The following is an 18,001-nucleotide window of genomic DNA, read 5'->3' on the forward strand; positions in this document are numbered from 1 at the left end:
AAAGGAGTATTTGATGCTCCAAATTGATAGGGTCAAAATAAGTAAAAATGATGGGATACTCCATATTAGAGATTTTCTGATTTGGGTTGTGTTTGTTGCCTGCATTTTAAATTGGATTAATTATTTATTAATAGGGGATAGCCTATTGCTAGACTGTCGCGAAGGGAAGTCATCATTTCTTGTTAATTCTTCACTGTTATTGAGTTCTTTGGGTGTGATGTTGTCGGTTCTTACGCGATATATCCCTGGGGCCGTACTATCTGTTATTGTCTTTAGTACATCTATTACGTTATTTTTTATTTGCCATGACTTATCTGCTTCATTCAAAATCGCACTTGTAATAAGTACACTCACAGCCATGGCGAATAAAGGAATAATGGCAATTGTTGTTAGACCTGAGGCTATCACCGCCATACCTATACTTGCACCAACCATCGTCGCCAACCCAGCCTTGACAGCCTCCACTCCAATCCCTCCCACAAGGTCATGCATGGTTTTCTCGTCGTTGAAGATGAAGTCCAATGTCTCCACGCCGATGCCAACGACCAAGCTCAAGATGAAGCCCCCTCTGGCCACGCCCTGAAGGCCGCGCATGCCCAGACCCATCTGGACCATGCGGGGATTGGTGGTGAGAAAGCGCGTGCCCTGCAGCAGATTGCCGCGAAACCCGGCTCGGCCCGTGATGATGATATAGGTGCCTTTGGGCGTCGCCTTGACATAGGTGCGCGCACCGGCAAGGCGCAATGCAATCAGCGTTCTGGTGAACAGGTACGCGTCATTGGCCAGCATGGAGGCGGGGATGGTCCAGGGTTTGCCGGCATTGGGGCTGGCCGTCTGCGTCCAATACCGGCCCAGGGCGCTTTGGGCCAGGATGGCGCGCAGGCTGGCCGCCAGGCGCGGGTCATTGCGCGATCTGTCTTGCAGGACGCCTACGAACTCTTGCGGCGTGAGTACCACCACGTCCACCTGCTGGCTGTCCATGGCGCGGGTGATCTGCCTGTTGAAGGCCTTTTCATAGCTGATATACGGGCGGGTGAGATCGGTGGATGTTGCCATGGCCTGCAAGCGAATGGTTAATGGAATGAATAAGGAAATGGTGGTTTGCCAAATGCCAGAAAAATCACAAACGCAGGCCTACCCTCGGTCCTGTGAGAAATCAGGTCCGATCAAGGTGTGAGAGTGGGAATTGCGCGTTCGCAATCATTCCCAAGGCCGATGGCAATCAATGGCCTGGGAATTCCGTTGTGGGAGTCCGGCTATTTGATTTCTTGGGTATCTGGAAGTCAAGCAGAAAGGCTGGTGGCTGATTATTTTCAGATTATTCCTAGATGCATATACGAGATGCATGCCTTGAGCGCAGTCGATATGGATTTGGAATGGGGAAGAGGGCGGTGACAAGGCTTTGCCAGTCAATACAGCCATTTGCCCCTGTGGACGCAGGCCACCCGACACCGCCGTGCTGCGGGCCTTTGCGGCCACAGGCACGGCGCCGTGGCGATGCCGTCATGAAGACCAGGTACAAGGAAACCGCGCGCAGCGGGCTGGCGGTCCATATCATCGAGTGCTGCGCGGGCCTAGCGGCGCAGCCCCAACGGCAACAGCCGGCCGCCATCATCTAGCCCGGTCACAACCTCGTATATCCATGACAGCCAGTGAAAGATTGAAGGCCTGGGCACGACGCATCAAGCGCGATGGCGTCACCCTGTGGTTTGCCTGCAAGAGCCCGCAGACGCCCTGGTATGCCAAGGCCCTGGGCGCCTTCGTGGTCGCCTACGCCCTGAGCCCCATCGACCTGATCCCCGACTTCATCCCCGTGCTGGGCTATGTGGATGACGTCCTGCTGCTGCCCGCGCTGATCTGGCTCACCGTGCGGCTGCTTCCCCCGGCCGTGTTGGCCGACAGCCGCCAGCAGGCCGAGGCCTGGATGCAGGCCCAAGGCCGCAAGCCCCGAAGCCGTGCCGGAGTCGCTCTGGTGGTGGGCGTCTGGCTATGTGTTTGCGTGGGGGCCTTCCTTGTGTTCCGAGGGCGCTGGGGGCTTTGAGCGCGGAGCCTTGCCGGGCTGAGCGGCGGCGGGCGGGCAACACAAGGATGCGGGAGCTGCGCCTGAGCGCTGTATCATCTCGCCCAGGTGCTGAACACACCTTCACAGGCGGACCTCGCCACACTCCCGAAAGCAGTTGGACGTACTCACAGGAGGCCTCATGGCTGCTTTCCTTGCGGGCGTATCAATGCCCGAACCCTCTCCCAATCCTTTGCGTGGCCCCGTGCTTCTAGCGCATGGGCATTCCTTTGTTTCAGCTGCCAAGCGCGCTCATTGAGGAGTTGCCATGCTGTACTTTCAACTTTCCGAGCCGGAGTACAACAGCCTGCGGCGCGTGCAGGATCAGTTGGGGCTGATTTCCAGTTTGATCATTGGCGCCTACCCAGGGCATGCCTTGGAGCCGGTGACTCCTGGGCAATTGCTTGCGTTTATTCAGGCGCAGGAAGAGGCGCTTGAGGGGGTGATGGGGGGAGTTAGTGAGCGCGGGGTGGTGCGGGGGACGGATTGACTAGGGTGCTGCACTGGGAGGCCACGCATGATATGCGTGGCCTTTCTGGGTGGGTTGAGGCTGCTAGCGGGGTTTGGAGCATGTGGACCGTCAGTCTCTTGAGGACTGCTCTCGGCCATGAGCCGTCGCTGACGGAATCAAGAAGCAGACATTCAACGTTTGATTTCAGTGAGCGCCGAAGGTGGTCCGTTGCAAGGATGGGTTAGAGCGCATTCTCTCGGATCCTCCATACGAACTTAGCTTTGCTCGAATTGCCCCCTGCCTTGACGGCTGACTCATTATTGGACCCCGAATTGTTGCAGCCGCTCCAGCAATTCCTTCATACCATCCGATTCACTCGGAACGGCACAGCCATGATCATTGCCGCTAAGAATCCAGAAGAAATCAACTACAAACGGTCTTTCATTCATCGGAATGATGGCGACCGACTGAAGGCGTGGCCTGCGTCGGTGTCCGCGTTGAACGATCAGTTAGGCGGGGGCACCTTCGTTTGCGCATGACTACTCGAAAAAGTCAACATTAATAATTCGGACCTGTGTGCGAAGTCGAGTTCCTCGGCCAGCCATCCGGACTGTGCGTTTATTTTTGTGCGCATCCACCGCAATTTTATATTGTGCGTTGTTCAGTGTGGCCGTAAAGAAAGTCCTGTCGCCATAGAAGTCCGCAGCAATTTTAATGTGATTTCTATCGCCTTCAGGGTCGCGAGACCGAAGTTCAATGATGGAGCCTGATATATCAATGTTGTTCTCGCCTCTGAGTTTTTCTTTAATGAAGGTGACAAACGATTTGAGCCGATTCTTCTTTTCCGCTGAGAGCCAGCCGGTAGACGTCATGCGAACCCGATTGCCGAGTTCAAACGTGAATTCAATTGAATTCAATTCCGGGGCAACGATAACATCAGACACTGCTGATAGCAGCTCGACATCAAAAAGTGAAATGGCATTAGATAGCGTCGTTTCGTCATCGAATGGTATGTCTGTGCCCAGAATCGTCTCATTAATGAACTGAAGAGCCGAAAATAAAGATGAAGAAACTTCAGTTGAGTCTAAGCTTGGCTCTCCAAAAAGGTCTGCTTGACGCAGCACGGTGGGCGGTATTTCAACTTTTGCAATAAAGCTACCAACCGAAGTTTGAAGAAAAAGGCAGTCTTTCGCGAATTGTCGCGCAGCCATTTCATTGGCGACGGAATCATCACCGAGTTTGTACATGGCACCTCGGTACAGCGTGTGCTCCATGCTGTTGGCGTATGCGGCCAGTGACGCAAGCGGGATTGCACCACTTTTCGTTGAGTCATCGAGGAACCTCGAAATTATCCGCGTAGAGCGGTCCATATCGCTTAAGGAGGCTGCTCGATTTAGAAGATCCCCAATTTTACCGTAACCATATATTTGAACCAGTGAGTCGGCTGCGTCATGAATTAGGCTGCTGACGCTTTGGCGCTCAGCATCCTCAGGCAATGCAATGGTGTACTTGCCTTTTATACCAAGGCTCTCAGGGGGACTAAAAAAATTGAGTCCGCGCGCTTGCCGAGTCTGAGTCCAGCCAGCCTCCAACATAAAGGACTTGATTCGATCAGCTAGCTCAACTGAGTCGGTGGATTGGCGTTTCATATTTCAATCCCCAAATCTTCAAATCGTTCTTTAACGAAATGTGCACTGACTCGATTGGCTTTCGGGATAGTGATGCGAATTTGATCCTGATTTTCACTCGGTTGTTCGTTTTCTCCCGGCAGGTACCAGTAAGCGTGTCCCAGAACGCTCAGCTTTTGATGGTCGATGTCGATGCAGTTGGGAGGTGTGGAAAATAAAATAACAACCAGCAAATGCAGAGGAAGTGGGTCGCCACGTCGCTCGATTAGATCATTATAGTTCTTGACCTCCAAGTCATATTTAACTTGATGTTCATCTTCGATAATGCCTTTGGGTGTAGTGGCTTTCAGCTGAAAATCAAGTTTGTATTGTGAGTCAAGATAGCGAAGGCGCCCGCTCGGTTCTTGACGGACCGTTACTGGACAGACGATCATGTCCACACCATGGTCCTGCGGTGGCTCAATAACCTTGAAACCATGTGCGTTGGCTAGTACTCGAAGGAACTCCTTTGAGATCGCTTCCTTTTGTTGATCTTCAGTCATTCTCCCAGTCCTGCTTTAGTACCGTCTAAGAAATCCGTTCACCATCTTGTGGCTCTGTTGTAGCTTATCGCGAGCGCATCACCTTCATCTGCGGCCTAACGTAATGCAGGGCGCATTAATCCTCAGGCCATAGATCTAAATTGGCACAAAAACCGCGGAAAGGGGCTTGTAGCCGCTATTTGAATGCAGGTGTGCTGTATAAAAATTCAGTGCCAAATTCAACCATAAAATCAGCCTTCTCCTCCTGTGTTGCACGCCACACGGTTGCGGGACCAAGCCGTAAGCGAATTCGTTACAAATTCTATAGCCTGCACACCGAGCAGGCCTACTTGCAGGGGATGTGCGTGTTCGTGAAATGGCATGGCCTGCGGCATCCACGAGACATGGGCAGCTAAAAATCGAAAGCCCAGCCATGTTTGCTAGCGAGCGGCGGGTGGTGGCCGCTTGGTGTAGTGGCAGCTTGGAGGCTTCGAGTTGTGTGGCGGCTCTGGGTCGAAAGCAGGCCATCTACAAAATCAATTCCCATCTCCAACCCCAACCATCTCCCGAGTCCCTCGACACCCCGCACCAAACGCCGAGCATCCCCAAAACGCCTTTCCCGCAGCAGGCCCGCGCTTCGCAACCCGCTGAACCATGGCTTTCCCGCATTGAGGACAGCCGGGTATTGGGGCGGCAGCCGGTTGCACTGTGTCAAAAGCAGGCTCCGTCTTGACGGGCTCGGCCACAGGCACAGGGTTCGCCACAGGTACAGAAGTCCGGGCTTTGGTTGCTGAAGTCGCTCCTGTCTGGGCCTTTGCCTCCTTGAGCAATTTCATGAGCGCGGCGCCGTCCATGAGGTGGATATTCCTCCCCGCAGCAAAGGCCACAGCTTCCTGAGTGAACCGGCCAGAGGTCACCACAAAGCCGGCAGCAGCACCATCAGCAGCCATGACTCCATATAGCTCGCGCACCGTGGAAACGCCCACCTTGAAGGCTTTCCACTGCTTGCATTGCACCAGTGTCTTTTCGCCATCCTTCGAGAGGATCAGGTCCACGCCACCATCGGGCCCGCCGCCACCGGTTTCCTTGACGCTGTAGCCGCGCCGCCGAAATCCCTCACCCACCAATGTTTCGAATTCCCGCCATGACATGTTCTGCAGCGCATCCGCGCTGGAGCTGGCCGAGGTGGTTTCGAACAACCGGCTGCGGCGGCGCTTGCGCACGGCGGAAATGGCCGCGCCGGCCAGGCAGATGATGGGCAGGATGTACTGGCCACCGGTAGCCAAGCCCTGCCAGATGGCTGTTGTGGCCAATTGGCCGATTTGCTGCGCGCTTTGCGCTGCAGGCAGGGGACGGATGGCAATGGAGTGCAGCACCATGTAACTGGTGAGTGCCAATGCAATGCCGGCCCACCAGGGCAGCATGGCGACCAGATCCATGAGGTCTTCTGCCGTGCTGGTCTTTCGTTTTTTTGCCACTCACGCTCCTCCATCGTTCAAATTGCCGAACATTTTGCAACATTTATGGGTGAGGCGAATTCCTGTGCCAATGGGTGCGGTGAAATCAAGAGAAATTGACACTGAGGATGTCTTCTGGTTGGCGATGAATGTGTGCAATGTGCTATTGATTGCGTAGCAGGTTGCGTATGCCTGGTCTGCGAAATTCCCTATCTCGTCGTTTGGGGCAATGGATTGATCGTGCTCATTGCCATGGGTCGCGCAGGGGACAAGCGCCATTGGGTGTGAGAGAGCAGTCCGGCGGCTGTCCTTATCTCCAGTGCTGTATGAATTTGTGTCACTTGTTTGGGGGACATACAGGGCCATGTTGGCTCCCTAGCATCCGGGCGACTGGAGCGCAAAAGGAGGGCGGGCGATGACTGCGGTGCGGTCATTTCTTCAACGCCGTCGCTTGTTTGCACACCGATTCGAGGCCGAATCCGGCCTTTCACCATCAGGAGCCTTCGCTATGTCCGACCCTGCAAATTCAACGAATGCATTCACACCGTCTGCCGATATCTACAAGGGAATCTCCGTTCTCAGTTCAGAGGACTGGATCGGGCTGACGACGTTCTTCGAGTCTGCAGTCACCGACAACCCGACCACCACGGAGCTGATGCGCGCCATGCTGGGCATGCAGAAGCAGGATGATTTCAGGCCGGAGTTTTCCGAAGCGGTGGAGCTGTTCGTCACGCTCAAGGGTGTCGGCCAGAAGTTCAAGGCCGATGTGCAGGACAAGATGCTGACCCTTGCCGACGATATCGTTCAGTACAACGATGTGGCGGCAACCACCTATGAGCGGTTGATCGAGCTGGTGGACCGTTTTGATCTGGAGGGAGCGCCCACCCCATCGGCGGAGCCGGCGGTGGAAGCGAAATGGAAGGCCCTGGTCAAGGTTTGGGAAAGCGATACGCCCAGCGGGCGTTCGGAGCAGATCAAGCGCAATTTCAGCAGCGCGCTGGAGCAGTTGATTGAAGACGCCAATGCGCGCTCGGTGCGTGCCTTCGCGCTGCAGAACTCCATTCTTGACAATAGCAACGGAATACTGGTGCGCCTGAACGCCTGCAAGACCGCATTCAATGGACAAAAGCAGAAGTTCACGACCACGCTGGGCGCCGAGGGTGCTGCCAACCAGAAGCTGAAGGCCGCCGTGGAGAAGCTGGAGAACGACTTGAAGGCCCTGCGCCGCAAGGAAAAGGATGAAGTCATCGTGCTGTCCACGTCTCCGGCCTATCTGGCGATTCCGCTTTTCGGGCCGCTGATTCTGGCGGGGGTGGATATCGGCGTGGGTGCGGACCTTGCGGTCACGCGAAGGAAGATTGCCGAGAAGGTGGATGAGGTGAGAACCATCCAGGCCACGATGGCTACGAACGAGCGATTCATCGGCTACTACAACCGAAGCAATGATCGCTTTGACAGCATCAGCAAGAGCATTGAAGACCTGGGTCCCAAGCTCAAGACGCTGGGCGAGGCATGGCGCGCGATTTCTGCCGATCTGGGCAACATACACAAGGTCTTGAGCACCACCGGCCGTAAGTCCCTGCAAGGGGAAAACTGGTTCAGCCTGACGGTGGTGCTGGGCACGGCCAAGAAGGGCTGGGCACGTGTCGCCGGACAGGCAGACCATTTCCGCCGTTTTGGCGGCACGCCCAAGAAGGCGCAGAGCGTGGACCAACTGGTGGAGCTTGCCAGCAAGAAGGCAGCCTGAGCGATCTGCTCCAGCCTTTGTCCCACCGCTGCACAGGTGCAGTGCCTTACCTGGAATCACCCGCCATGACTTCAGCAATGACTCCCGCGCTCACTGCCGCGATGACTCCCATTGAATTGCGAACCCTGATCGATCGCTACCGTGCCGAGGGCCTGGTGCCGCCAGGGCCGCTGGTCTGTAGCGGTGGCCGCGCGCCGGACGGCAGCTTCAATCCCTTCGGCATCGTGGCCGATCTGGTGGTGGACCTGAAGGTGTTGCTGGACGAGGCCGACGCGGCTGGCCTGCAGGCGCTGGACATCCATGCCGATACCGTGGTGGTGCCCGAGGGGTTCGACAGGCGGCTTGACGGTGCGGTGCGGCGGCTGACGGTGATTGCCCGCCGCATTGTTTCCGAAGGCACGACGGTTCTGCGCATGCTGCATGACGCGGACAACGAGCTCAGCAGGGTGCGCATTTTCGTGGAAGCCGTGGAGGGCCGGTTCACCCTGTACGGCGGCCCCACGCGCGACACCCCTTATGCGCTGGAGGAGGCCTGGGACACGGTGGCGCGGCCGCAGTTCAGCAATTTCCTGTGGCAGGACAACCGGGCTGTGGTGAAGCACACCCCCGTGCCGCCCGGCCTGCTGGAGCATGGCGAGCCGATGCACAGGGTGCTGGCCGCGCTGTTTGCCCTGAGCGCCGGCATGGCGGGCAGGCCCGGCCATAGCGACCACAGCGAGGCCGAGCTGGCGTTGTGCCATGAGGCGCTGGGTTGGATCACGCGCTGGTCAGGGGTCGAGTCCGGGTTTGGCGAGTTGATCCAGGCGGCGGGTTCGCTGCAGCGTCTGCTGCCGGTCATGGGCGTTGACGGGCTGGCCAGGCCGATTCCTGATCTGAGCGCCGGCAGCTATCTGTCGCTGGCCAAGGCCCGGCAGGAGGTGATGGCGGCCATGGAGGCCCACCTGCGCAGCCTGCGCGCCAGCGGCGAGCTGGCAGGTGCCGTGGGCAGCGTCGCGCAGGCGTTTGCCGACCGGGATACCTTGGACCTCAAGATGCTGGAGGCACGTTGCACCGAGCTGGAGCAGCGGTTGATTCAGCAGATCGAGGCCCTTGACCGCGCCGCACGCACGGTGCGCCAGGAGGAGCTTGAAGCGGAACTTGCCGCCATGCGGCTCAAGCTTGAAAGCGACGTTGCCCAGATCGTGCGCACCGTGAAGATGAGCCTGGAAATCGCCTTTGGCGTCATCGCAGTCGCGGGCAGTGTGGCCGCCCTGTGCGTGGGCGTGCCGCCCGACCCGAAGGCGCTGACCGAGACCGGTCAGAAAGGCGTGCTCGGCCTGAAGGATTTGTACGGGCAGGCCAAGACGCTTGGCGGCAGCATAGACGGCCCGCTCAAGGCGCTGAAGGCCCTGGGCCAGTCGTTTGCCATTCCACTGCAATGGACCAGGCACAACTCCAGCACGCTCAAGAATCTGGTGGATCCCGCCAAGGGCGCATTGAATGCGGTGCTGCCGGTGATCCGTGGGCCGCTGGGCGGGCTGGATGTCGAGGGGATTTCACGGGAGCTGGGCGACACCATGCGTGCACTTGCGCTCATGCCGGATGCCAATGAAGCCAAGGCCGCCTGGACGGTGCTGGAGAACGATGCCGTCAACCGGCTGGATCTGGTGCTTGCCACGGAAGGCACCGAGGCGGCCGTGCGCAACGCCGCCAACACCCTCAAGACACAGGTGCAGAAAGTGGCCGTCTATGGCCGCCTGCTGGCAGAGCAAAGCGCATCCAAGAATGCCATTGCCCGTGAGCTTGCCACGCTCAAGCTGGAATACGTTGCGGTGATCGGCAAGCGCAAGCGCCTGCAGGAGCTGGAGCAGCAGGCGCTGACAGAGCTGGAGCGCAGCGCGCGGCTGCAGGGGGAAATCACCCTCAGGGCAGAAAGTGCGCGCCGCGGCTTCTTCGTGGACTGCTTCGGGGTCCGCGCCGCACAGGCCTACGAGACAGGCAAGCAGCCCGGCCACCGTCTGTCGATGCCGGGCACGGCCGCCGCCATGGCAGATGCCCACGCCACCCTGCTGGCAGACCACGCCAGCGCGCAGGCGGCCAATGCGAGGACCCAAGGGGATTTGCGGCGGGAATTGCGGGTCACTGACGCCGCGCTGCTGCAGCAGCTGGCGCATGGGCAGCCCATCAGCCTGTCCATTGCCACCAGCCATCCGGCACTGGCCAGCTACCGCCGCATCCGCCTTTCGTCGGTGCAGGCCTGGCTGGAGTTTGCCGATGCCTCGGCCCAGCGCATCAATATCGACATGGTGACCGGCAGCGACTTTCACGACAGCACGGGCAACGGGGACGAGAGGCTTTTCTGCTCGCCCCTGAAGATCAACTTCACCTACGCCGGCGACCAGATCGAGTTCTCGCAGCATCTGGGAGATGTCTGCCCGACGCCGTTCACGACGTGGCTGATCGATGTGCTGGAGCCCCGACAGATGCCGGCAGCGCCTCGGGCCCTGCGCCTGTTGATGGCCGGCACTGCAGCCAAATGACCCGGCTTCTGTGGCTGCCCGCCGCTGCCACGGCGCTGTGCTGCGGTGGCGCTCTGGCAGCGAGCTGCCGCGTCGAAGCCGAGCCCGCGCGTGAGCCAGTCGCAAGGCAGGTATGGACCGATATCGCCGAGTTCTCGTTCCTGACCGGGCTTGATCTGGACGATGCCAGCGGCCGCATGACGCTGGTAAGGAGCCTGGAGAGCATGCAGTCGTTCCCTGCGCTGAAGGCAGCATCGGCCGCTTGGGGCACGCTGCGTGCCCGTATCGACGGGCTGGCCGATACGGTGCAAAAGCTGGGGCAGACCGTCGGGCGTTTGCAGCAGCTGTGCGACCAGCTGGATGCCGTTTCGCTGGCCCCCGACGCACCGCTGGACGAGGCCCGATGGAATGCGGGTGTCGCAGCCGTCGAGACGGAGATGGATACGGCCATTGCGGCGGCTGCACCCGTCGTGGCGCAACTGGAAAGTCATGCCTCGCTGCTTCGCGTGGCCGCCGCGCACCATGCCAGGCAGCCGCCACCGGCAAACGCGGTGGTCCGCCTTGGGCCCGCGCCGCAGGCGATGGCAACGGAATACAGCACCCTGGCATTGCGCTGGCGGGCCGTGGCCTCCGACCTTGCAAATGCTCGCCGCATCTTGCCGGTGAGGCCGGTGCGTGGTTCATCCGCGCCCTTGATCGCCATGACGGCCGCCATGCGGGAACTGGAACGGATCTCCGCTGAGGCGCACGCACTCTCGGCCCAGCGGCTCAGCGATACGGATTTTCGGCGCTACGAGACGGGCGACTACCTGTACGACCAATGCCCCATGCTCAAGGACCGCCAATGGGTCGGGCTGCAAAACCTGTATTGGAGCGAAAGGCGCAATGCGGTAGCGCTGCTGCAGGGCACGGGCCTTGTGTCTCCCCCCGGGCTGTTCAACTTCGAGCCATGGCAGATTTCCGTCCCAGCCATGATTCTGGGCGCCGACAGATGGAGGTTCCTGCGCACCGGCAAGGGCTACTGGCTTGTCCAGAATGCGGCGTTCGGACCGGGCACCATGGCGCTCGATGTCACCAGCGTGGCCGGGAAATCGCATCTTGAGCTGAAGATGACGGCGTCGGCGGGAGACTCCCCACGCTTCAGCGGCCAGCAATGGCGCTGTGCGCCCAGTGACCTGCCGGGTCAGTTCCATCTCTACAACCGCTTCCTGTCGGATGCCGTCGTGCTGGATACGGCCAATGACAATGGGATTGCCGTCATGCTGCCGGCCACCAGCCGCTCCTCTGGCCAGTATTGGCGTGTGATCGAGCGGTAAGAGGTATTTGGGCGCAGGACCCCCTTGATCTCAACCGCACTTGAGGTTGCATGCTCCAGGCTTCTCGTCGCCATGGCACTGCGCCATGGCCGGCGCAGACCCTGCAACCAAGAAGCATCCATGCCCCATCAAGATTCCCTCACGCTGGACGATCAGGTCCGGCCAACGACCGCCGAGAGCTGGTCCATCCTGTCCTCCCCCTACCGCCTGACGACGATCGGCATCGTCTCGCTGGTGGCCTTGATTGCCTTTGAGGCCCTGGCCGTGGCCACCGCCATGCCAGCGGTGGCCCGCGCGCTCGATGGGGTGCCGCTGTATGCGGTTGCCTTTGGCGTGACCCTGGCCACCAGCGTGGTGGGCATGACGGTGGCGGGCGGCTGGTGCGACGCGCGCGGGCCGGCGGCGCCGCTGTGGTCTGGCATGGCGTGTTTTGTGGCGGGGTTGCTGCTGGCGGGCTTTGCGCCTTCCATGCCGGTGTTTCTGGCGGGGAGGCTGGTTCAGGGGCTGGGGGCCGGTGGCATGTCGGTGGCGCTGTATGTGCTGGTGGGCCGGCGGTATCCCGAGGCACTGCGGCGGCGCATTTTTGCGGCGTTTGCCACGGCCTGGGTGGTGCCCGCGCTGGTGGGGCCGGCGTTGAGCGGCCTGGTGGTGGAGCACCTGGGCTGGCGCTGGGTGTTCCTGGGCGTGCCCCTGCTGGCCTTGCCGGCCGGGGCGATGCTGCGCCCGGCGCTCCAGGGCCTGGGCGGCCATGGCCAGGGCATGCAGGGCGGTGTGCGGCGCGGGCTGTGGGCCTTGGGCGCGGCCACGGGCATCTGCCTTCTGTATGTGGGCGGGCAGAGGCAATCGGCGGGCGCCTTGGGGGCGGTGGCGGTGGCCGCGGCCTTGTCGCTGGTCTGCACCTGGAAGCTCTTGCCGGCCGGCACGCTGCGCGCCGGGCGCGGGCTGCCCAGCGTGATCGCCTTGCGCGGGCTGGTGTTTGCAGCGTTCTTCGGGGCCGAGGCGTTCCTGCCGCTGGTGCTGGCGCGCGAGCACGGGCTGTCAGCGCCCATGGCGGGGCTGGTGCTGAGCGCGGGTGCGCTGGGCTGGTGCTCCGCTTCCTGGTACCAGGGACACAGCCGCAACGGCTGGAGCCGTCACCGCTTCCTTCGTGTGGGCACCAGCGCGGTGCTGGCGGGCGTGCTGCTGACGGCATCGGTGGCCTGGCCGGCCGTGCCCGTGTGGGTGGCGGTGGCGGGCTGGATCGTGTCGGGGCTGGGCATGGGCCTGCTGTCGGCAAGCCTGTCGGTGCTCACGCTGTCCATGTCCGCGCCCGGCGAGCAGGGCGCCAACAGCTCGGCCCTGCAGCTGTGCGAGGCCATTGCCGTGGCGGCCACCCTGGCCATTGGCGGATCGCTGTTCGCGGCCTTGCTGGAGACTTCGGCCCAGGCGGCCTATCTGGCGAATTTTGGGGTTGCGGCCGGGGCGGCGGTGTTGGCGGCGGTGATCGTGGGGCGAACGGATACGCGGCAGGTGTTTGTGGGGTGAGCTTTGCCGTAAGCGGTGCCTATGATCGATGGTCGCCTGCGCAGCACAGGCCGTAGATTTATGCCCATAACTCGCTGTCATCATGAAACACGACAAGAACCTTTCCCCCGTCGGCTGGTATGTGGTGTCCTACCTGCTTCGATTCGTGGAGCTGAACGATGAGCGTCGGGACGACGAACAAGACCGCTTTGTGTCTTGGGAGAACACGGTGCTTGTGCGCGCCAGCACATTGGACGAGGCCTATGAAAAAGGCTTGGCGTTCGCCGGTGAAAATGCGAAGCCCTACAAGGGTGGCCCGGATGGCGTGCCTGTCCAATGGGAGTTGCTGGGTATTACCGAGGTTCTGCCCATTTACGAAGAGCTGGCGGACGGTGCGGAGATTATGTGGACTGAGCGCGCTCCGCGAAAACTCAAGAATCTCCGGCAATTGGTCAAGCCCAAGGGGGCATTCCAGCAGTAACGGTGGGGCGTGCGGGCCGCCTGCTACAGGAACCACCGCCCCCGATTGCTTCGGTGTAGGACGTGCTCTCAGGGGCGGGCGCGCCCGGGGACCACGCCTTGCCCGGTGGCGCCTGTGCTGTGATGGCGGCTTGTCCAACCAACGCACAGGAGAAACACATGTCCGAGAAAACCGCTTCCGTCCATTGGGAAGGTGCAGGCAAGACCGGCCAGGGCCGCATCAGCACGGAGACCGGCGCGCTCAAGGACCATCCCTATGGCTTCGGCAGCCGCTTCGGGGATGACCGAAAAGGAACGAATCCCGAGGAGATCGTGGGCGCCGCGCATGCGGCGTGTTTCACGATGGCCTTTGCCTTTGCCTGCGAGAAGGCGGGCATCGCCACCGAGATGCTGGACACTACGGCCAAGGTCCGGCTTGCCAAGGATGGCGAGGGCTTCAAGATCGACCGCATTGCCCTCACGCTGCAGGCCAAGGTGCCCGGCATCGACGATGCGCAGTTCCAGAAAATCGCCCAGGAGGCCAAGTCCCAGTGCCCGCTGTCCAAGGCACTGGCAGGCGTGCCCGAAGTGACCTTGGTGGCGACGCTGCTGCATTGAACGCGCAGGCCCTTTGGGCCTTTGCCGCGCGGTGACGCGGCCTCAATCCTCCAGTACCAGCCTTCCCCGCATGGGCAGCGCATGCGAGGGATACGAGCAAAAGTAGGTATAGCTCTCGCCCTTGCGCAGGCGCGCCACGGGGAAGGTGACCGAGGCATGCTCGCCGCCCGACAGCATTTGCGTGGCGGCGATGACGCGTGCGTCGGCGTGGTCCACCCATGCCCGCTCGGGACCGGCGCGCAGGCCGTCGGCGATCACGGCGTCGATATCGGCGCTGCGGGCCAGCACCCAGTTGTGGCCGGCTTCCTGCCAGGGCTTCCTGCCGGTGTGGACCAAGTGGACGGTGAAGCTCTCGCAGCGCGCGCTGACGCGGATTTCCGCCAGGCTGAAGCGTTTGCCGGGCTGGCCTTCAATGGTGGTTTCGCAGGCGGGATGGGCCACGCTGGATGCGGGCGTGGGGTGGGCATGCTGGGCCTGGGCGTTCAGGCAGAAGGCGGCCAGCAAGGCAGCGGCGGCGGTGATGCGGGCATGCATTCGGAATCTCCAAAAAAGCGGATGGATCTGGAATCGGGGACCGGGCTCAGGCCGCAGCCGTCAGCCCGTCCACGATGACCTGGGGCAGGCCCTGGGAGCAGGGCTCCACCCGGGCCTGCACGCCGTAGACGCGGGCCAGCAGGGCGGGGGTGATGGCCTGGGCGGGCGGGCCGTCGGCCAGCAACTGGCCTTGCTTGAGCACGATGACGCGGTCGGCGTGGCGCAGGGCGGCGCCCAGGTCGTGCAGCACGACCAAGGTGGTCATGCCGTGGCGGCGCGTTTGCTCGCGCACCAGCTGCATGACGTGGAACTGGTGGTTGAGGTCCAGGGCGGACAGGGGTTCGTCCAGCAGCAGCACGCGCGGTTCGCGGATCAGGGCCTGGGCCAGGCCTGCAAGCTGGGACTGGCCGCCAGACAGCTCATCCAGGTGGCGCATGGCCAGGTGGGCGATGCCCAGGTGCTCAAGCAGGGCGGCAGCCTGGGTGACCGCATCCGGGGAGCCGGCCTGCTGCGGGCGCGTGGTGTGTGGCGAGGCCTTGCGCGCGGCCAGCAGTGATTCGATGACGCGCAGGTGCACGGCGGCCGGCAGGGCCTGGGGCAGGTAGACGATGCGGCGCGCGCGCTCGGGCAGGCTGGCGTGCTGCAGTTCCTGGCCTTCCAGCGTGATGCTGCCCTGGGCGCGCACCAGGCCGGCCAGGGCACGCAGCAGGGTGGACTTGCCGCTGCCGTTGGGCCCCAGCACCACGGTGAGCGTGCCGGCGCGCAGCGGGGCGATGTCCAGCGATTCGATGACGCGTCGGCGCCCGTAGGCGACGCTGAGACCCTCGATCTGCAGACCATCTTGCGTGAGAGGTGGCAGATAGGTGGGTGCGAAGTGCGGAATATTCAGGGAGGTGTTCAGGGTGGTGCTCATGTCCGCCCCCGCGTGCGCAGCACGATGGCCAGGAAGAAGGGAATGCCCACCAGCGAGGTGACGATGCCCACCGGGATGATCACGCCCGGGATCAGCGTCTTGGAGGCCACCGAGGCCAGCGACAGCACCAGCGCGCCGACCAGGGCGGCGGCGGGCAGGTAGAAGCGGTGGTCATCTCCCACCATGCGGCGCGCGATGTGCGGTGCCACCAGGCCGATGAAGCCGATGCTGCCCACAAAGGCCACGGACAGTGCGGCCAGCAGGCTGATGCGCAGCAGGGCGCCCAGGCGCAGGCGGCGCACGTCCACGCCAAAGCTGGCGGCACGGTCTTCGCCCAGGCGCAAGGCGGTGAGGCGCCAGGCGTTGAGCAGCGAGAACGGCAGCACCAGGGCCAGCGCGGCGGCCAGCCCGGCCACCTTGGGCCAGGTGGCGCGCGAGAGGCTGCCCATGGTCCAGAAGACCAGGCCCTGCAGCGCCTCGGCCGTGGCCACGAACTGCAGCAGCGAAACCAGGGCGTTGAAGCTGAACACCAGGGCAATGCCGAACAGCACCACGCCCGATGCGCTCATGCCGCCCCAGCGCGCCACCAGATCCAGCAGCAGGGCCGAGGCCATGGCGAACAGGAAGGCGTTGGCAGGCACGGCCCAGGCCGTGGGCACGCCGGGCAGGCTCCAGTCCAGCACGATGGCCAGGGCCGCGCCAAAGGCGGCGGCCGAGGACAGGCCCAGCGTGAACGGGCTGGCCAGCGGGTTGGCCAGCACGGTCTGCATCTCGGCGCCGGCCAGGCCCAGGGACAGGCCCACGGCCACGGCCATCAGGGCGTAGGGCAGGCGAATGTCCCAGACGATGACGCGCAGCGCAGGCGGGGCCTGGTCGGCATGGCCCAGGGTGGCGATCAGCTGGTCCAGCGCCAGCCCGGAGGGGCCGGTGGTGAAGTCCAGCAGCAGCGCGCCCACGATGGCCGCAGCCAGCAGGGCCAGCACCAGCACGCGCAGGGCGGTCAGGCGCCGGTAGCCCCTGGCCAGCGGCGGGGCGCTGGCGGCCGGGCTGGCGAGGTCCACGGGCAGGTCGGCGGCCATGTTCATCGCGCGGCTCCGCTGGCCGCTGTGGCCGCTGCCTTGGCAGGTGCATCGCCCCAGAAGGCGCCGTGCATGGGCAGGGCGGGCAGGAAGCGGCGGTTGATCTCGTCCAGTGTGGCCTGGGGATCGATGTCGCCAAAGCGCTCTGGGTAGAACCACTTGGCCATGGCCTCGATGGCCAGGATGTTGGTGGGCGCGTCGTAGAAGTTGTGCCACAGGCCGTGGGCGCGGCCCTGGCGAACGGCGCCCAGCACCTCGAAACCGGGGCGCGCGGTCAGCGCCTGCAGGCTGGCCGATAGGTCGGCCGGTGCCACGCCGCTGCCGGCCTTGAGCATGAGGCGGTTGCTCTGCGGGCGGCTGCCGGTGGCGATGTAGACCTCGGGGTCGGCGGCGATCAGGGCTTCCTGGTGCATGTCGCCGATGGCGCCGGGCACCTTGCCGGCCGCGACGTTGATGCCGCCGGCCGCCTCGATGAATTCGCCCATGTTGCCCTTGCCCACGGTGTGGCAGCAGCCGTCCCAGACGCCGGCCAGCAGCTCGGCGAAGACGCGCGGGCGCTGGCTGGTGGGAATGCCCTGCACGCGCTGGCGCACCTGCTGCAGGTGCTGCTCGTAGAAGCGCGCATAGGCCTCGGCCTGTTCCTCGCGGTGCACGGCCTTGCCCAGGATGCGCATGCTGGCCAGGGTGTTGCGCACGGGTTGGGCGCGAAAGTCGATGAAGACCACGGGCACGCCGGCCTTCTTGAGATCGTTGACCAGGCCGCTCTGGCGCCCCGGCCCATGTCCGCCCAGGCCGAAGATGGCGATGTCGGGCCGGGTGGAGACCGATTGCTCGGCGCTGACGCTGTCTTCCGAGGTGCGGCCAATGACCGGGATGCGGTCTATGGCCGGGAAGCGGCGCCGGTAGTCGGCATAGCCGTTGGGGTCGGCGAAGGGCAGCTCGCCCTGCCACCCGGCGATGCGGGCCAGGGGCTGATCACCCTCGATCAGGGCCAGGGCGTAGAGGAAGCGGCCCTCGCCCAGCAGGATGCGCTCCACCTTGGCGGGGATTTCGACCGTGCGGCCGACGATGTCGACCACGGTGGTGGCCGGTGCATTGGCAGCGGTGCCGGCAGGCGAGGCCGCAAGCGCGGAGGCGGACAGCAGGGCGGCGGCGCAGGCTGCGGCCAGCGCCAGCAAGGCGCGGCGTGTGGGGAGACGTTGGGTGGATGTCATGGTA

At 62.6% G+C, this 18,001-nt stretch carries 16 protein-coding genes; 8 read left to right on the forward strand and 8 right to left on the reverse strand.

All coding sequences use genetic code 11. The features are described from left to right. Positions 1-120: 120 nt before the first annotated feature. The gene (locus A4F85_RS06100) at positions 121-1,056 is read right to left on the reverse strand and encodes a hypothetical protein (RefSeq protein ID WP_063327890.1); all 936 of its coding nucleotides are present in this window, start codon (positions 1,054-1,056) and stop codon (positions 121-123) included. 586 nt (positions 1,057-1,642) lie between these two features. Between A4F85_RS06100 and A4F85_RS06105 the strand changes: the two genes are divergently transcribed. Both A4F85_RS06105 and A4F85_RS06110 read left to right on the forward strand, forming a co-directional pair. Beyond that, positions 1,643-2,041 carry a YkvA family protein gene (locus tag A4F85_RS06105; protein ID WP_063326013.1) on the forward strand — a complete coding sequence of 133 codons (399 nt, stop codon included), beginning with the start codon at positions 1,643-1,645 and terminating at the stop codon, positions 2,039-2,041. A gap of 286 nt (positions 2,042-2,327) precedes the next feature. Continuing rightward, positions 2,328-2,549: a hypothetical protein gene (locus A4F85_RS06110; RefSeq protein ID WP_013802306.1), complete on the forward strand. Its 222-nt coding sequence runs from the start codon at positions 2,328-2,330 to the stop codon at positions 2,547-2,549. A 500-nt stretch (positions 2,550-3,049) separates the two neighbouring features. Here A4F85_RS06110 and A4F85_RS30305 read toward each other — a convergent pair whose 3' ends face one another. The 3 genes from A4F85_RS30305 to A4F85_RS06115 all read right to left on the reverse strand — a co-directional run bounded on the left by A4F85_RS30305 (position 3,050) and on the right by A4F85_RS06115 (position 6,137). Further along, positions 3,050-4,159, reverse strand: a complete 1,110-nt coding sequence (locus A4F85_RS30305; RefSeq protein ID WP_156516947.1) for a hypothetical protein — start codon at positions 4,157-4,159, stop codon at positions 3,050-3,052. After that, on the reverse strand, positions 4,156-4,680 hold the full coding sequence (locus A4F85_RS29305) for a DUF4365 domain-containing protein (protein ID WP_082848126.1): 525 nt from the start codon (positions 4,678-4,680) through the stop codon (positions 4,156-4,158). Before A4F85_RS29305 ends, A4F85_RS30305 begins: the two co-directional genes overlap by 4 nt. A gap of 515 nt (positions 4,681-5,195) precedes the next feature. Continuing rightward, positions 5,196-6,137 carry a restriction endonuclease gene (locus A4F85_RS06115; protein WP_063326014.1) on the reverse strand — a complete coding sequence of 314 codons (942 nt, stop codon included), beginning with the start codon at positions 6,135-6,137 and terminating at the stop codon, positions 5,196-5,198. A 487-nt stretch (positions 6,138-6,624) separates the two neighbouring features. Between A4F85_RS06115 and A4F85_RS06120 the strand changes: the two genes are divergently transcribed. The 6 genes from A4F85_RS06120 (at position 6,625) to A4F85_RS06145 (ending at position 14,257) form a co-directional block, all read left to right on the forward strand. After that, entirely contained in the window at positions 6,625-7,863 is a 1,239-nt protein-coding gene (locus tag A4F85_RS06120; protein ID WP_063326015.1) for an alpha-xenorhabdolysin family binary toxin subunit A, read from the forward strand. Between the two features lie 65 nt (positions 7,864-7,928). After that, positions 7,929-10,382: a hypothetical protein gene (locus A4F85_RS06125; RefSeq protein WP_063326016.1), complete on the forward strand. Its 2,454-nt coding sequence runs from the start codon at positions 7,929-7,931 to the stop codon at positions 10,380-10,382. Further along, on the forward strand, positions 10,379-11,677 hold the full coding sequence (locus tag A4F85_RS06130) for a hypothetical protein (protein WP_063326017.1): 1,299 nt from the start codon (positions 10,379-10,381) through the stop codon (positions 11,675-11,677). Before A4F85_RS06125 ends, A4F85_RS06130 begins: the two co-directional genes overlap by 4 nt. Positions 11,678-11,797: 120 nt before the next feature. Then, entirely contained in the window at positions 11,798-13,201 is a 1,404-nt protein-coding gene (locus tag A4F85_RS06135; protein ID WP_197485458.1) for an MFS transporter, read from the forward strand. Between the two features lie 82 nt (positions 13,202-13,283). Further along, positions 13,284-13,661 (forward strand): DUF4288 domain-containing protein, encoded by a 378-nt coding sequence (locus A4F85_RS06140; RefSeq protein ID WP_012205719.1) that lies wholly within the window; start codon positions 13,284-13,286, stop codon positions 13,659-13,661. A gap of 158 nt (positions 13,662-13,819) precedes the next feature. After that, positions 13,820-14,257, forward strand: a complete 438-nt coding sequence (locus tag A4F85_RS06145; protein ID WP_016447025.1) for an OsmC family protein — start codon at positions 13,820-13,822, stop codon at positions 14,255-14,257. A 42-nt stretch (positions 14,258-14,299) separates the two neighbouring features. Here A4F85_RS06145 and azu read toward each other — a convergent pair whose 3' ends face one another. From azu to A4F85_RS06165, 4 genes are read right to left on the reverse strand one after another with little or no spacing between them, the layout of a single operon-like run. After that, a complete protein-coding gene (azu, locus tag A4F85_RS06150) occupies positions 14,300-14,791 on the reverse strand; it encodes an azurin (protein WP_063326019.1) in 492 nt (163 codons plus the stop codon). Between the two features lie 46 nt (positions 14,792-14,837). Next, positions 14,838-15,704 carry an ABC transporter ATP-binding protein gene (locus A4F85_RS06155; RefSeq protein ID WP_231890456.1) on the reverse strand — a complete coding sequence of 289 codons (867 nt, stop codon included), beginning with the start codon at positions 15,702-15,704 and terminating at the stop codon, positions 14,838-14,840. After that, positions 15,701-16,789 (reverse strand): FecCD family ABC transporter permease, encoded by a 1,089-nt coding sequence (locus A4F85_RS06160; protein ID WP_082848127.1) that lies wholly within the window; start codon positions 16,787-16,789, stop codon positions 15,701-15,703. Before A4F85_RS06160 ends, A4F85_RS06155 begins: the two co-directional genes overlap by 4 nt. After that, entirely contained in the window at positions 16,786-17,997 is a 1,212-nt protein-coding gene (locus A4F85_RS06165; protein WP_063326020.1) for an ABC transporter substrate-binding protein, read from the reverse strand. The genes A4F85_RS06160 and A4F85_RS06165 overlap by 4 nt, the downstream gene beginning before the upstream one ends. Between the last annotated feature and the right edge of the window lie 4 nt (positions 17,998-18,001).

Origin of the sequence: Delftia sp. GW456-R20, assembly GCF_001622915.1 — a bacterium.
GTDB lineage: Bacteria > Pseudomonadota > Gammaproteobacteria > Burkholderiales > Burkholderiaceae_C > Comamonas > Comamonas acidovorans.